Annotated in this window: 13 protein-coding genes; 11 read left to right on the plus strand and 2 right to left on the minus strand. The window is 45.5% G+C overall.

From position 1 onward, the window contains the following. The first annotated feature begins 1 nt into the window (after window position 1). From M654_RS11470 to mutL, 6 genes are all read left to right on the plus strand, one after another. Window positions 2–1,177 (plus strand): glycine C-acetyltransferase, encoded by a 1,176-nt coding sequence (locus tag M654_RS11470; protein WP_026587041.1) that lies wholly within the window; start codon window positions 2–4, stop codon window positions 1,175–1,177. A gap of 136 nt (window positions 1,178–1,313) precedes the next feature. Further along, window positions 1,314–2,843 (plus strand): tRNA (N6-isopentenyl adenosine(37)-C2)-methylthiotransferase MiaB, encoded by a 1,530-nt coding sequence (miaB, locus tag M654_RS11475; RefSeq protein WP_026587042.1) that lies wholly within the window; start codon window positions 1,314–1,316, stop codon window positions 2,841–2,843. 1 nt (window position 2,844) lies between these two features. Next, entirely contained in the window at window positions 2,845–3,276 is a 432-nt protein-coding gene (locus tag M654_RS11480; RefSeq protein WP_026587043.1) for a regulatory iron-sulfur-containing complex subunit RicA, read from the plus strand. A 314-nt stretch (window positions 3,277–3,590) separates the two neighbouring features. Further along, on the plus strand, window positions 3,591–4,136 hold the full coding sequence (gene cotE / locus M654_RS11485) for an outer spore coat protein CotE (protein ID WP_026587044.1): 546 nt from the start codon (window positions 3,591–3,593) through the stop codon (window positions 4,134–4,136). A 110-nt stretch (window positions 4,137–4,246) separates the two neighbouring features. After that, window positions 4,247–6,856 carry a DNA mismatch repair protein MutS gene (mutS, locus tag M654_RS11490; RefSeq protein ID WP_026587045.1) on the plus strand — a complete coding sequence of 870 codons (2,610 nt, stop codon included), beginning with the start codon at window positions 4,247–4,249 and terminating at the stop codon, window positions 6,854–6,856. A 15-nt stretch (window positions 6,857–6,871) separates the two neighbouring features. Continuing rightward, window positions 6,872–8,758, plus strand: a complete 1,887-nt coding sequence (mutL, locus tag M654_RS11495; RefSeq protein ID WP_026587046.1) for a DNA mismatch repair endonuclease MutL — start codon at window positions 6,872–6,874, stop codon at window positions 8,756–8,758. A gap of 548 nt (window positions 8,759–9,306) precedes the next feature. Here mutL and M654_RS11500 read toward each other — a convergent pair. Both M654_RS11500 and M654_RS11505 read right to left on the minus strand, forming a co-directional pair. Further along, entirely contained in the window at window positions 9,307–9,663 is a 357-nt protein-coding gene (locus M654_RS11500; protein ID WP_026587047.1) for an Ig-like domain-containing protein, read from the minus strand. 706 nt (window positions 9,664–10,369) lie between these two features. Continuing rightward, window positions 10,370–10,717, minus strand: coding sequence for a BLB8/JUQZ-1 family protein (locus M654_RS11505; RefSeq protein ID WP_026587048.1), 348 nt, complete (start codon window positions 10,715–10,717; stop codon window positions 10,370–10,372). 804 nt (window positions 10,718–11,521) lie between these two features. Here M654_RS11505 and M654_RS11510 point away from each other — a divergent pair. The 5 genes from M654_RS11510 to M654_RS11530 all read left to right on the plus strand — a co-directional run bounded on the left by M654_RS11510 (window position 11,522) and on the right by M654_RS11530 (window position 15,494). After that, window positions 11,522–12,715, plus strand: coding sequence for a Ger(x)C family spore germination protein (locus tag M654_RS11510; RefSeq protein ID WP_026587049.1), 1,194 nt, complete (start codon window positions 11,522–11,524; stop codon window positions 12,713–12,715). A gap of 359 nt (window positions 12,716–13,074) precedes the next feature. Beyond that, entirely contained in the window at window positions 13,075–13,395 is a 321-nt protein-coding gene (locus M654_RS11515; RefSeq protein ID WP_026587050.1) for a PadR family transcriptional regulator, read from the plus strand. A gap of 72 nt (window positions 13,396–13,467) precedes the next feature. Continuing rightward, window positions 13,468–13,809, plus strand: coding sequence for a DUF1048 domain-containing protein (locus tag M654_RS11520; RefSeq protein ID WP_026587051.1), 342 nt, complete (start codon window positions 13,468–13,470; stop codon window positions 13,807–13,809). Window positions 13,810–13,982: 173 nt separating this feature from the next. Then, entirely contained in the window at window positions 13,983–14,744 is a 762-nt protein-coding gene (locus M654_RS11525) for an ABC transporter ATP-binding protein (RefSeq protein ID WP_026587052.1), read from the plus strand. Next, entirely contained in the window at window positions 14,745–15,494 is a 750-nt protein-coding gene (locus M654_RS11530; protein WP_026587053.1) for an ABC transporter permease, read from the plus strand. It begins immediately after the preceding gene. Window positions 15,495–15,535 lie beyond the last annotated feature (41 nt).

Consider the following 15,535-nt stretch of genomic DNA (forward strand, 5'->3'; position numbering starts at 1 on the left):
TATGAAAGAGTTTCACTTTTTAGCTTCAGAGCTTGAAGCAATGAAGAAAAACGGCACATTTCAAGAGCTGCCGGTCATCGAATCGCTTCAAGGGTCAACTGTCAGAATGAAAGGAAGAGATATCATACAGCTTTCTTCCAATAATTATTTAGGATTGACATCACATCCGCGGATGCAAAAGGCGGCTGAAGACGCCGTGAAGCAATATGGCGCAGGAACCGGCTCAGTCCGGACCATCGCCGGAACGTTCACCATGCATGACGAGCTTGAGAAAAAGCTTGCAGCATTTAAGAACACGGAAGCGGCTCTCGTGTTTCAGTCCGGTTTCACAGCAAATCAGGGCATTCTTTCCAGTATTCTCACAAAAGACGACATCGTGATTTCAGATGAATTAAACCACGCTTCAATCATAGACGGCATCAGGCTCACCAAGGCCGGCAAAAAAGTCTATGAACATGCGAATATGGAAGACTTGGAAAAGATTTTGAAAAAATCGATGAATTACAGAACACGGCTGATCGTCACAGACGGCGTCTTTTCGATGGACGGAGACATCGCTCCGCTTCCTGAGATTGTAAAGCTTGCCGAACAGTATGATGCCTTTGTCATGGTCGATGATGCGCATGCTTCCGGTGTTCTCGGTGAAAACGGACGCGGCACGGTACATCATTTCGGCCTCGACGGAAAAGTCCATATTCAAGTCGGCACCCTCAGCAAAGCGATCGGTGTGTTAGGAGGATATGCCGCCGGCTCAAAAGTGCTGATCGACTATTTAAAACATAAAGGCCGTCCGTTTTTGTTCAGCACGTCTCATCCGCCGGCTGTTACCGCAGCTTGTATTGAAGCGGTCAATGTGCTGATGGAAGAGCCTTCATTGATCAAAAAGCTGTGGGATAATACGGCGTATTTCAAACAAGGCCTCGAAAATATCGGTCTCCCGCTGATCAAGAGTGAGACGCCGATCACACCGATTTTAATCGGGGATGAAGCCGAAACGTGCCGGTTTTCCAACACGCTGTTTGAGCTGGGTGTTTTTGCGCAGGCGATCGTTTTTCCGACCGTTCCAAAGGGCAAAGCGCGAATCAGAACGATCATGACCGCGCAGCACACGAAAGAAGAGCTTGACAAAGCGCTTGACATCATCGAAACCGGCGCCCGAAAATCGGGGCTGATTTAATATTCTTCCTTAAAACAAAGTAAATTTCCATTGATAATCATTTTCATTTAGTGTACAATAATGGGTTCTCGGTTGTGCTGACAGCCGAGAACCTTTATACTGAAGTGTGGAGCTTTGTTTGAAAGGAGAATAAAACATGAATGAGAAACAGCGAACAGAAAGCGGACAGGTTAATCCATCGGACAAAAAATCCGAGAAGGATTACAGCAAGTATTTTGAAGCTGTTTATGTTCCGCCTTCATTAAAAGATGCAAAAAAACGCGGTAAAGAATCCGTGAAATACCATAACGATTTTAAAATTTCAGAGCAGTACAGAGGCATGGGAGAAGGACGGAAGTTTTACATCCGCACATACGGCTGCCAGATGAATGAACATGATACCGAAGTCATGGCGGGGATTTTCATGGCGCTCGGCTATGAACCGACCGACTCGACGGAAGACGCCAACGTCATCCTGCTCAACACATGCGCGATCCGGGAAAACGCGGAAAACAAAGTGTTCGGCGAAATCGGCCACTTAAAGGCGTTAAAAAAGGATAATCCCGACCTGATTCTCGGCGTCTGCGGCTGTATGTCACAGGAAGAATCAGTCGTCAACCGGATTTTGAAGAAACATCCGTTTGTCGATTTGATTTTTGGGACACACAATATCCACCGCCTTCCGGAGCTCTTGTCAGAAGCCTATCTGTCAAAAGAAATGGTCATTGAAGTGTGGTCTAAAGAAGGAGATGTTATTGAAAACCTTCCGAAAGTCCGCCACGGCAAAATTAAAGCGTGGGTCAACATCATGTATGGCTGCGACAAGTTCTGCACATACTGCATCGTCCCTTACACAAGGGGAAAAGAGCGAAGCAGGCGTCCGGAGGATATCATTCAGGAAGTGAGAAGGCTTGCGGCTGAAGGCTACAAAGAAATCACGCTCCTCGGACAGAACGTCAATGCCTATGGCAAAGATTTTGAGGACATGGAATACGGGCTCGGCCATTTGATGGATGAACTTCACAAAATCGATATCCCGAGAATCCGCTTCACTACAAGCCATCCTCGCGACTTTGACGATCACTTGATCGAAGTGCTTGCAAAAGGCGGTAACCTTTTGGACCATATCCATCTGCCTGTTCAGTCCGGAAGCTCTCAAGTATTGAAGCTGATGGCGAGAAAATACGATCGGGAACGCTATCTTGAGCTTGTCGCTAAAATTAAAAAAGCGATGCCAAACGCTTCTCTTACAACGGATATTATCGTCGGCTTCCCGAATGAAACGGACGAACAGTTTGAAGAAACGCTCTCTTTATACAGAGAAGTCGAGTTTGACAGCGCCTATACCTTCATTTATTCACCTCGTGAAGGAACACCTGCGGCGAAAATGAAAGACAACGTCCCGATGAGGGTGAAAAAAGAACGTCTTCAGCGTCTGAATGATGTTGTCAACGAAATTTCCGCCAAGAAAATGAAGGAATACGAGGGTCAGGTTGTCGAAGTATTAGTAGAGGGTGAAAGTAAAAACAACCCTGAAATTCTTGCCGGCTATACACGGAAAAACAAGCTTGTCAACTTCAAAGGGCCAAAGGAAGCGATCGGCCAGCTTGTCAACGTGAAAATCCATCAGGCGAAAACATGGTCGCTTGACGGAGAAATGGTAGGAGAAGCAATCGAGGTGAAATAGGATGACGCTGTACACGAAAAAAGATATTGTCGCCAAAGCGCGCGAGCTTGCAAAAATGATTGCCGAAACCGAAGAAGTCGAATTCTTCAAAAAGGCGGAAGCGCAGATTAATGAAAATGCCAAGATTTCGGGGCTCATCAATCAAATCAAAGCCCTGCAAAAGCAGGCCGTCAACTTTAAGCACTACGAAAAACACGAAGCGCTGAAGCAAACGGAAGCAAAGATCGACGCGCTCCAGGAAGAGCTCGACGGAATTCCGATCATCCAAGAGTTCAGAGACTCTCAAATGGAAGTCAACGATCTTCTTCAGCTCGTCGCCCATACAATATCAAACCAAGTGACAAATGAGATCATATCATCAACCGGAGGAAACCTGCTGACAGGGGAAACCGGTTCAAAAGTGAAAAATTCATCACCGAGCTGTTCACTATAATCAGGCGGCGCCTTTCCGAGGCGCCGTTTTTTTTGTTTTTGGCAATCAAATCAACATCACTTCAGGATCACAGCTGTAAAGCCTGCTTTAAAGGAAGTTCTGGGCCTCTAAATTCCCGCCGCGGCGGCTTATTTAAAAGATTCAGCTTTCGGTCTGTCTTTTTCTTTTATGATTTAAGTCAAGTTTATCCATTCAACTGCATACACTTAAACAGATTCATTAAATGGGAATTTTATTTTGATTTCTCCATGAACGCACATTAGACGAATGCCCAGCATAAGATAATACGAGGAAAAACAAGGAGGCATGACCGAATGTCTGAATACAGGGAAATTATTACAAAAGCGGTGGTCGCGAAAGGCCGGAAATTCACGCAGTGCACCCACACCATCTCCCCTTCGCAAAAGCCAACCAGTATTTTAGGCGGTTGGATTATCAATCATAAGTATGACGCCGAAAAAATCGGCAAAACGGTTGAAATTGAAGGGACATATGACATCAATGTATGGTATTCCTATGCCGACAACACAAAAACCGAAGTTGTGACTGAACGCGTTTCCTATGTTGATGTCATCAAGCTCCGCTACCGCGACAAAAACTATTTGGATGATGAGCACGAAGTCATCGCGAAAGTGCTTCAGCAGCCGAACTGCCTCGAAGTCACCATTTCGCCAAATGGAAACAAAGTGGTGGTTCAGGCGGAAAGGGAATTTTTATCAGAGGTAGTCGGCGAGACGAAAGTCGTCGTCGAGGTCAATTCCGATTGGACGGAAAGCGATGATGAAGCGTGGGAAGAAGAGCTTGACGAAGAGCTGGAAGATATTAATCCGGAATTTTTGGTCGGAGATCCTGAAGAATAAAAAGGAAGCTAGGGAAGCATCGCCCTAGTTTCTTTTTTTTCACCGGTAATCTTTGTGGTATAATGAGTAGTGGATCATAGAAACGTTAATACATAGTGAGGGATTATAATATGGCAGGCTACACGCCAATGATACAGCAATATTTAAAGATTAAGGCAGAATACCAGGATGCCTTTTTATTTTTTCGTTTAGGAGACTTTTATGAGATGTTTTTCGAAGATGCCAAAAAAGCATCTCAGGAACTGGAAATCACGTTAACGAGCAGAGACGGGGGCTCGAGCGAACGCATCCCGATGTGCGGTGTTCCCTACCATTCGTGTTCTTCCTATATCGAGCAGCTGATCAAAAAAGGCTATAAAGTGGCGATCTGTGAACAAGTGGAAGATCCCAAATCAGCTAAAGGTGTCGTCAAAAGGGAAGTCGTTCAGCTGATCACGCCCGGCACTGTCATGGACGGAAAGGGCATTCATGAAAATGAAAACAACTTTATCGCCTCTGTCAGCGACTTTCAGCATACATATGGCCTCGCTTTTTCAGACTTGACGACAGGAGAAAACTTAGTGACGGCGATCGAGCGGTTTGATGATGTCGTTTCAGAAATCTACTCCGTCGGCGCGCGTGAAATCGTCGTCAGCCGCAATCTCAGCGAGAAGGAAATCACGATTTTAAAAGAGCGCTGCGGCGCCACGATTTCCTTCGAAGACGAACTGGCTGGAGAGATGCCGGACATTGTGAAAGGTCTGCCGTCCCAGGAGCTTGCCGGCACGTTTTTAAGGCTCTACACCTATTTACAACGAACCCAGAAAAGAAGCCTTGACCATCTCCAGCCTGTACAGTCTTATGAATTGGAAGAAGCGATGAAAATCGATCTGTACTCCAAGCGCAACCTTGAACTGACAGAAACGATCCGTTCAAAACATAAAAAAGGATCGCTTCTCTGGCTCTTGGATGAAACGAAAACGGCCATGGGCGGACGCCTCTTAAAACAATGGATTGACAGACCGCTGATCAGGAAGGGGCAGATCATAGAGCGACAGGAAATCGTGGAAACGCTCATGAACCATTTATTTGAACGGGAGGATTTGCGCGAGCGCCTCAAGGAAGTGTACGACCTGGAGCGGCTTGCCGGCCGCGTCGCCTACGGAAATGTCAACGCAAGGGACTTGATCCAGCTGAAGGAATCGCTGAAACAAGTGCCGGCGATTAAAGAGCTTGTCGCTTCCCTTCAGCATCCAAAAGCAAAAGAGCGTGCTGAACGAATCGACCCGTGCGGCGATTTGCTCGAGCTTCTGGAAGATGCACTCTATGAAAATCCCCCTCTTTCGTTAAAGGAAGGGAATTTAATCAAAGACGGGTACAACGCGAAACTGGATGAATACAGGGATGCGAGCAAGAACGGCAAAGACTGGATTGCAAGGCTTGAGCAGCAGGAGCGGGAATACACGGGCATCCGCTCTTTAAAAGTCGGCTTCAACAAAGTGTTCGGCTATTATATTGAAGTGACGAAAGCAAACATCCATCTGCTTGAAGAAGGCCGCTATGAACGTAAGCAGACATTAACCAATGCGGAACGCTATATCACGCCGGAGCTGAAAGAAAAAGAAGCGTTGATTCTGGAAGCGGAAAACAATATATCAGAGCTTGAATACGAGCTGTTTTCCGAGCTCCGCGATCAGGTAAAAGCTTATATTCCCCGCCTTCAGCAGCTGGCGAAAATGATGAGTGAGCTTGATGTGTTGCAATGCTTTGCGACAATCAGCGAAAACCGCCATTACATTAAGCCTGAGTTTTCAAAAGACACCGTTGAGGTTGAAGACGGACGCCATCCGGTCGTCGAAAAAGTGATGGACAGCCAGTCTTATGTACCGAACAGCTGTGAAATGGGCAGCGGCAGACAAATGCTGTTGATTACAGGGCCGAATATGTCTGGTAAAAGCACCTATATGAGACAGATGGCGCTGATTTCGATTCTGGCGCAAATCGGCTGCTTCGTTCCGGCCAAAAAAGCGGTACTGCCGATCTTTGATCAAATTTTCACGAGAATCGGCGCCGCGGATGATTTGATCTCCGGCCAAAGCACCTTCATGGTGGAAATGCTTGAAGCGAAAAACGCGATCGTCCACGCCACGAAAAACAGCCTGATTCTCTTTGATGAGATCGGCCGCGGCACATCCACATATGACGGAATGGCGCTTGCTCAGGCGATCATCGAATACGTTCATGACCATATCGGCGCAAAAACGCTGTTTTCCACCCACTATCATGAGCTGACAGCGCTTGAGGACAAGCTCAGCGACTTGAAAAACGTCCATGTCCGCGCTGAAGAATACGAGGGGAAAGTCGTGTTCCTTCATCAGATAAAAGAAGGGGCGGCAGACAAAAGCTACGGGATTCATGTCGCCCAGCTTGCCGAGCTTCCGGATGATTTAATCAGCCGGGCCAAAACGATTTTACAAGAGCTTGAAGCAGGCTCCACAGAACCGGCTGTTTCAACCGTTCCCGAGGCTGTGAAAGAGCCGGCCGCTCAGATTCAGACGACACCGGCCGAAGAGCCCGCCCAGCTGTCTTTCTTTGAAACGGAAAAGCCAAAGGACAAACAGGCGAAGCTCTCCAAGAAGGAACAGGGCGTGTTAGAGGAATTGAAAGCCATCAACCTGTTGGATATGACGCCTTTGGAAGTCATGAACGAACTGTACAAGCTGCAAAAAAAATTAAAATAAGAGAGGTGACCAAACTTGGCAAAAATCGTCCAGCTCCCCGATGATTTATCAAACAAGATCGCGGCGGGCGAAGTAGTGGAAAGACCGGCGTCGGTCGTAAAAGAGCTTGTCGAAAATGCGATCGATGCAAACAGCTCAGTCATTGAAGTCGATGTTGAAGAGGCCGGACTTTCTTCCATTAAAGTGCTTGACGATGGCGAAGGGATGGATGCCGAAGACTGTAAAACGGCTTTTCTGCGCCATGCGACAAGCAAAATCAAAGACGAAAACGACCTGTTCCGCGTCAGGACGCTCGGCTTTCGCGGAGAAGCTTTGCCAAGTATCGCGTCCGTCTCACATTTAACGATCAAAACGAGCACGGGCGAGGAAGCGGGAACCCAGCTGACGCTTCAAGGAGGAAGAATCATTTCCGAGCAGAAATCGTCGAGCCGGAGAGGAACGGAAATTACGGTTTCAAATTTGTTTTTCAATACGCCGGCAAGGCTGAAATATATGAAGACGATTCATACCGAGCTCGGCAATATTACCGATGTTGTCAACAGAATCGCCCTCGCGCATCCGGAAGTCTCGATCAGGCTGCGCCATCAAGGGAAAACCTTGTTGCAAACAAACGGAAATGGGGATGTCCGCCATGTGCTGGCGGCGATTTACGGAACGGCGGTTGCGAGAAAAATGCTTCCGCTTCACGCCAGTTCCCTTGACTTTGAAGTGAAGGGCTATATCGCCCTCCCGGAAGTGACCAGGGCATCGCGAAATTACATGTCATCTGTCGTCAACGGCAGATACATTAAAAATTTCCCCCTTGTCAAAGCCATTCATGAGGGCTACCATACGCTGCTTCCGATCGGCCGGCATCCGATCACATTTCTGGAAATCAACATGGATCCGCTGCTCGTCGATGTGAATGTGCATCCGTCCAAACTTGAGGTGAGACTGAGCAAAGAGACCGAGCTCCACGAGCTGATCCGCGATGCGATCAAAGACGTCTTCAAACAGCAGCAGCTCATCCCAAGCGCGGAAATTCCGAAAAAAACAGCGCCACCGCCCGTAAAGCCGGAGCAGCAAATCTTGAATTTCGACAGTCCGCCTGAGCCGAAGGCCGTGCCTGAAACAGCACCGGCAGCCTCGCCATCTTTTTCAGCGATGAAATTAAGTTCGCTCGTAAAGGAAGCGCCTCTGCCGCCTGAGGAAGAGGACAGCTTCCCGCAGCAGGAAACGCCTCCCGAACCGCCGGTTGTGGAAGACTTGCCGGATGAGTCATTTGAAGCGCCTCCGGAACACATACCAGAGCGGAAAGAAGAGACGCCGGCGCCAAAAGAAAGGGTGCCGATCATGTATCCGATCGGCCAGATGCACGGCACCTACATTCTCGCCCAAAATGAGAACGGGCTGTATATCATTGATCAGCACGCCGCACAGGAGCGGATTAAATATGAGTACTTCCGCGAAAAAGTCGGTGAAATCGAACCGGAAGTGCAGGACATGCTTGTTCCGCTGACCTTCCATTATTCAAGAAATGAAGCGATGATCATTGACGATCACTTGGAAGACTTGGCCAAAGTCGGCGTTTTTCTCGAGTCGTTCGGTGCAGGCAGCTATATCGTCCGGAGCCATCCGACATGGTTTCCAAAAGGCGAGGAAGCGATGATCATCGAAGACATCATCCAGCAGGTCCTTGACGACCGAAACATCGACATCAAAAAACTGCGCGAAGAAGCCGCGATCATGATGAGCTGCAAGGGATCGATCAAAGCCAACCACCACCTGAGCGACGACGAAATCACCGCTTTGCTCGACGAACTGCGCCGGACCGAAGATCCATTCACATGCCCGCACGGCCGCCCGATTATCATTCATTATTCGACGTATGAGATGGAGAAGATGTTTAAGCGGGTGATGTAGGGAATAAGTTTCGAGTATTACGTTATTAAGTGTGAGGCACTGTGTGTCTCACCTTTTTTTATTTATGTCATGAATTATTGTTGAAATAACGTTTTACAAGAGTTTTTAATCAACGGGGAAGGCCGGGGTCTTGTTAGCAGGCTATCAATGGATGTACTGCGCCAGTTTATACGGATACCAATACTTATAAGCACTGCATCAGTTGTATGGAAAATTAAAGAGGCAGGCAGCTCGAAGTTTTATTAAATAGCCCCATATTTATAAATGGCCAACCACCGGTTTAAATAGTAGAGTGTAATAAAGTGTTTAAATTTTCCACATTTAGCGTGCCGTCGATAAGAAAAAAGTTAGGGAGCTGAACCTATTTCGTACGGGTGTTCTGTTATAAGGATTCTAAAAAGAAAAAGTTGGGGGAAGCTTTGATTCTAAAAAGGTTCGGATTACGGAAGGGATTTAAAAAGGGGCACTTCCCGCAGGGAAGATGCCCGCTACTTACTGCTGGAAATGAAGGATTATCAAAGCGAATTTTCAAGGGAGCTTTTACTCCCTCAATAAAGATCAACATAAACTGTAACGGCTCCAAGTACATTGAGTCCCTTATATATTGTGATTACTGCTTGTCCACGTGATATACCTCTGACATTTCCGTATTGATCAACATATGCAACACTTTGTTTATTTGTCCAATAACGAGTAGCTCCTGGTACAGCGATATTAATAGTTTCTCCCGATTTTATATATACAGTGCTTTTAAATTGGACATTGTTATTTTGTAATGAAGAAATAGGACTGTTTTTTACTTCAGTTGGTGAAGAGTTGATTTCTTTGGCTGAGGCAACGCCAGTTAATGACAATGTTAAAGCAGAGATCGATAATGCAGAAACAACACTTTTTTTCAATTTCATTTTAAACACTCCTTGTTTAGATTTAATACACTAATTAGATTCGGTTTTTGTAATAAAAAACCTTGTAAAAATATGTTAAATATTTATGAACGTTGTATTCTTGAAAATATTAGTTAGGCAGTGGGAGCCGAGAAGGGGAATGAGGGATGAAAAAAGCTTGTTCCCGGGGTACTTAATATTCTATGTGTCTCACCTTTTATTTATGTCATGGGTTATTGTTAGAAGAGAAGAACTTATATCAACGCGGAAGATCGGGATCATATGGTTTCGTTAGCAAGCTATCAATGCGCAAGTTTAAATGGATACCAACACTTACAATTCAAGGACTTAATCAGTTGTCTTGAAGGGATAAAGGTAGTTCGAAGCTTCATTACAAAACCTATACTTATAAATGGACGAAACACCGGATTAAATAGTGGAGAGTGCCGAGTTATTTTAAATCTTCCACCCCTATTAAAAATTTTTGTGTGCCTTCAGTAGGAAGGAAGTTAGGGATCGGAACCTATACCGTTCAGGTGTTCTGTTATAAGGTTTCTAAAAAGAAAACGTAGATCAGAAGCCTTAATTCTGTAAAGATTCGGATTACGGAAGGGATTTTAAAAAGGGGGGAGCTTCTTCGCTTCTGGATGAGAGGGAATAATATGAAGTCAATAAAATCAATTACTGTTTATTCAAATAAAAAGGGAGCTTTTGCTCCCTCAAAAATTTAATAAACCTTAACCGTAACGGCTCCAAGTACATTGAGTCCCTTATACATTGTGATTTTTGCTGTTCCACGTGATATTCCAGTGACATTTCCAGCTTGATCAACATCTGCAACATTTATATTGTCTGTCCAATAACGGGTAGCTCCTGGTACAGCGATATTAACAGTTTCTCCTACTCTTAATGGTATAGTTTTAGCTTGGACATTGATAATTTGTGATGGATTAATAGGACTTTTTTGTACTTCAGCTGGTGAAGAGTTGATTTCTTCGGCTGAGGCAACACTAGTTAATGACAATGCTAAAGCAGAAATCGACAATGCAGAAACAACACTTTTTTTCAATTTCATTTTAAAGCACTCCTTTAAGATTTTTGGTAGTACATTATAACAATTCAATATAAGTGATTATTTTCCTTGTAAATAAATGTTAATTGTTTGTGAACAAAAAGGAGGTTCTGAGAAGAGCTACAGAAAAAAACAATAAGTCCAAGACGGAGAGCCTGCGGACACTGATCTTTTGCACACGGATGTTGTGCAGCTGATTAGTGGCCGCTTTTTTATTGGCCAGAAGAGGAGACGCACCTTTCCCTTATCAAGTGTGTATCGAATGATGATGAAGGTCGTCAGCTTTTCAGGAGGAGCGGCTGGAGTTTGTGCAGAATTGCGCGCGATAGTCACGGGGGAACGCAAGCGGTGAGATCCCGTTTGCACATGAAGTCATTTTGACATGGCTCTTTAAATCTTTGCGTCCTCCTGGAGTTTTGCCGGGCCTTTTTTAAACGGGTGATGTAGACGGGGATAGGTAAGTTCATCATAAATGAATCTTCAAAGCGTGAAACATTCCCAGTTTCGCGCTTTTTTATGGAACAAGCCGAGTGTATATACGTTGCATAAACCTATAACCGTGAGAATTCAAAATCAATCATGCCAACGATTCCTCTCCTATTCCATTAATTTTAATTAGCCCAAACGCTAAATAAGCAAAAAAATAATCGCTCCAAAATCGTAAGGCGTGAGTTGTGGCAGAAGAATAAAGATCAGTGATTAAATGTGTCTTAAAATATCTCCAATATTCGCAAATTATAAGCATTTGTTGAAATTTTTGGGGAACAATAAGGATCTCACCGAGAAACACTTTATGAGGTAAAAAATATGAAACAAATGACTAAAAAGGTCTGCTTTCTATCCTCTTTTATGCTCTTCTTTTTAACCGGGTGCTGGAGCAGCCATGAGATTGAAGAGTACGGGCTTACGTTTGCTATGGGACTAGATAAAGGCCAAGAGACAGCCCTTGAAAAAAAGTTTAACAAAATGGGTGGGGAATATCCGAAAAAAGAACGGATGACCGTAACCTACCAATATGTAAGCCAGCAGCAAGCAGGGGCGAAGTCCGCAGGGGCAAGCACAAACCAAAAACCGTACGTCAACATTTTTGAAACGGGAGATTCCCTTCAACAAATCAATTCTGAAGTGGCGTTGAGGTTAGACAGAACAATATTCAACCCCCACTTAAAGGTAATCGTCATCGCCGCAGATCTCCTTCGTACATATTCACTAAAGGAACTGCTGGATCAACCTCTCAGGGATAATGAAATAAGACCGAGCACGGTTGTCCTTATTACAAGAGGTAGAGCGAGAGATACCTTAGAACTAAAAGAAACCGGTGAAATGCCGGCGTTTCGCTTGCGTAAAATCGTTCAAAACGACTTTAAGGCGAAAAAAATTCTGCCTCCTGTCACACTTGCCAAACTGATGGGGAAAATGAATGCAGGAACCAGTTTTTTACTGCAAAACGTCATCGGTGCTAAGGGTGAAGTCAAATACGCGGGAGCCGTAGCGGTCAATGGAAAAACAAACAAGCTGCTTGGTTTTTTGGATGAAGAAGATTTAGACGGGATGATGTGGATTAAGGGGGAGGGGATAGGCGGTGCTGTCAAAAGCCATGATCCAAAAACAAAAAAGCTGATCACGTTTTCGGTAGACAATATAAAAACCGAGATCGAACCAATCGTCAAAAGAGGCCGCCTGTCATTTCAAGTATATATTCAGTCAGAAGGCCACCTTGCCGAAAATTGGAATTATTTAACAAAACAAATTGATCAAAAATTTATAGAGAGAGTTGAGGGAAGTACAGCCCAAACAGTGAAGCATTTGGTGAAGAAGATCACAGAAAAAATGCAGAAGGAATACAAAGCCGATCTTGCCGGCTTTGGTAATGAAGTGAGAATCGAATATCCTCTTCTGTGGAATAAGCTGAAGAACAATTGGGATCAAGTATTTACGGAGATTCCAATTGCATATCATGTTAATGTAACGGTTAAAAAACACGGGACTTTAAATAGGTAATCTGTAGTTTAAAACTTTTAAATGTAGAAGACAATTTTTGTGGTGGCAAATTTTATCGGTCAAACCGGAGAATAAAATTAACGTTATTAAACACGACAAAAAGAAGGAAAGAGCTTGTCGCCATGGCGGGAGACGGTACGAATGATGCCCTGGTGCTCACCCCGCTGATTTTAGGACTTGCCATGAACAGTGGAACAGCGGCCACAAAAGGAGTTGACACCCCTGCTACTCGGTGTTACAATGTACACGTAATAAGCAATACTGAATAGCGTAATTTCTCAATAGCTATTCAGTAAAAATTGTCCTTGGTACTAAGTAATACTGAATATAAGTCGGACAAAATAGGGGAGGTTCTGAACGTGGAAAATTTAACTGAAATGCTGAAGGGTTCGCTGGAAGGCTGCGTGCTGGAAATTATCAGCCGCCATGAAACCTACGGCTATGAGATTACCCGCCGCCTAAACGAGCTTGGGTTTACCGAAGTTGTGGAAGGGACGGTCTACACCATCCTCGTGCGATTAGAAAAGAAAAAACTTGTGAACATAGAAAAGAAACCGTCAGATATGGGACCGCCCCGCAAGTTTTACTCACTTAATGAGGCTGGCCGCCGTGAACTCGAATTATTTTGGGAAAAATGGGAGTTTATATCATCGAAAATCAATGTCTTGAAGTCAACCTAACTTCATAAGATATTCCGTCCGAAATTTGTTTAAGTGTCTTGTTCAGGTTTTTAAAAAAGGAGGAAAAATAACATGATGGAAATGTTCAAAAAAATGATTGGTGATAAAAAAGAGTACAAGATGATGATGGCACGGGTTAAAGCCCTGCCAGAGGACTATCAGTTTGTATTTAAGAAAATTCAAAACTACATGTGGAATTTCTCAGCGGGCAGCGGGATGGACATGTTGCACATCCAGTATGAATTAATCGAGTTGTTCGAAGCCGGTGCGGCGGAAGGCAGACAAGTGCTGGAAATCACCGGGGACGACGTGGCGTCCTTTGCCGACGAACTAGTGGCAAACGCTAAAACCTATGTCGCCAAGTATCGTGAAGATTTAAATCAGAGTATCATGAAGCGATTTGGAAAAAAATAAAGAATTCAATTGATAATACCGACTGAATAGCTGGTTACAGATGTGAATTGCTCTTTCGCTATTCAGTTATATTTTCAACCTGGTACTAAGTTATACAGATTATCAGTCAGACTGAATAGAAGAGGATAGGCAATCCGGCTCCGCAAGGCGCTATTTATAAGGAGGAAAAGAGTATGAGCAATGCAGCGATTTCTGTAAAAGGATTAAAAAAAACCTTTAAAGACAAGGAAGTCTTAAAGGAGGTGGATTTTGAGGTACGGCGCGGCGAAATTTTCGCACTGCTGGGCTCAAATGGAGCGGGGAAGACGACGACGGTCAACATCCTCTCGACGCTGATGAAGCCTGATGGCGGCGAAGTAGGCATTTGCGGCTTTGATGTCCAGCGTCAACCGCATCTAGTTCGCCAGAGCATCAGCCTGACAGGGCAGTTCGCAGCTTTAGACGGCATGCTCACCGGGCGGGAAAACCTGATGATGATCGCCAAGTTGCGGGGAGTTTCCAATCCCGCTCAAGTTGCCGACAATCTGCTTGCAAGATTCAGCCTGCGTGACGCGGCCAACCGCCGGGCGGATAAGTATTCCGGCGGGATGAAGCGCCGGCTTGATATCGCCATGAGCCTAATCGGGACGCCGGCAGTCATTTTTCTCGACGAACCGACGACAGGGCTTGACCCCGAAGCGCGGATTGAAGTCTGGGATACCGTCAAGGAACTTGCCGGCAGAGGCACGACCATCTTGCTGACGACCCAGTACCTGGAGGAAGCCGAACAACTTGCGGACCGTATCGCCATCCTGCATGGCGGAAAAATCATCACAACCGGTACCCTTACCGAACTCAAAGAGATGTTCCCGCCAGCGAAAGTGGAGTACATCGAGAAGCAGCCGACATTGGAGGAAATTTTCCTCGCGATCATCGGCAAAAAGGAGGAGATGTAAATGAAGAGCAAAACAGGGGTATTGCTTGGGCGTTTAATGCGCAACATCATGCGCAGCCCGGATACGATTATTACGGTGGCGATTACACCGATTATGATGATGCTGCTGTTTGTCTACGTATTTGGCGGCGCCATAGAGACAGGGGCGGACAACTATGTCAATTATTTATTGCCGGGAATCTTGCTGATGGCTATCGCATCCGGTGTCGCTTACACTTCCGTGCGGCTGTTTACGGATGTAAAGAGCGGGCTGATGGCGCGTTTCATTTCCATGCCCATCAAGCGTTCGTCGGTATTGTGGGCTCACGTGTTGACCTCGCTTGTTTCCAATGCGCTTACTGTCGTGATAGTTATTCTCGTCGCGCTCTTGATGGGTTTCCGTTCCAACGCTGATATCCTGGATTGGCTCGCGGTAGCTGGGATACTCGGGCTGTTTACGCTGGCGCTGACATGGCTGGCGGTCATTCCCGGATTGACAGCGGGGTCTATGGAAGGGGCGACAGCTTACTCGTACCCGCTGATTTTCCTGCCGTTTATCAGTTCGGCCTTTGTCCCCACCGAAACCATGCCTAAAATTGTCCGTGCGTTCGCTGAGAACCAGCCTGTGACTTCAATCGTGAATGCGATTCGTGCCCTCTTGTATGAAGGGTCTGTTGGCAACGGTATCTGGATCGCGCTTGCCTGGTGCGTCGGCATCATGGTCATCGCTTACTTCTTCGCCAGTAAAGAATTTAAACGCAAGTTGGGATAAGTACACCATCAGTTATATCAATAGTCAGCCGTTGCGATGAA

Origin of the sequence: Bacillus sp. NSP9.1 (assembly GCF_000465465.2) — a bacterium.
Lineage (GTDB): Bacteria > Bacillota > Bacilli > Bacillales > Bacillaceae > Bacillus > Bacillus sonorensis_A.